Genomic DNA, 634 nt, shown 5'->3' on the forward strand with positions numbered 1-634 from the left:
GCCACGACATTCGGCCACCATGCGCACGGCGCGCTCACGAACTTCGGGGGAGAACTTCACTGACTTCTTCATGGCTCTATCTTCTCAAGAACTAGAGCCTCCACCAAACCCGGGGCGATTCAAACTGCCATCACATCCTGATACTTCTGCGGCATGCTGTGATGCACCTGCCAACCACTAGGGAGATCGGGACGAGCCTGCTTAAAAAGTAACCGGTAGTTAGAGGCCGTTGCAATCTCACCTACTCTTGCAGCCGCCTTTGCAGTACTGCCGCCGAGTATCGGAACATCACTCGTTGCAACTTCAGTCGCCATTAAACCCAAACCAAGAAGCGGAAGCAACGGACCACCAGCAACTTCAATCCGCTCCCCTGTGAAGCTAGAACCCAACTGCAGCCCACCCACCCCACCGTTGAGTTGATCACTCTGAACAGCACTCAGCCCCAGCGGGTCGAACCGATTAACCGGGTTGTTCCCCACATACGCATACAGGTTCAGGTCATCCGCGGTGCCGATCGGGTCCGTCTGAAGGAAGCGCCCGAGTGCCGGCGAGTAGAACCGTGCCTTGTAGTAGTACAGGTTCAGCTCGCCCAGGTACTGCTGCCCCGTGTACCGGAACCGCGCACCGGTGGTGA

General features: G+C 57.3%; 1 protein-coding gene. It reads right to left on the minus strand.

All coding sequences use genetic code 11. The features are described 5' to 3' along the window. Window positions 1-119: 119 nt before the first annotated feature. Window positions 120-634 (minus strand): RHS repeat-associated core domain-containing protein (locus tag DNK49_RS24515; RefSeq protein WP_207807108.1); only part of this gene is annotated, 515 nt, incomplete at its 5' end.

The organism is Parazoarcus communis SWub3 = DSM 12120, from assembly GCF_003226565.1.
Lineage (GTDB): Bacteria > Pseudomonadota > Gammaproteobacteria > Burkholderiales > Rhodocyclaceae > Parazoarcus > Parazoarcus communis.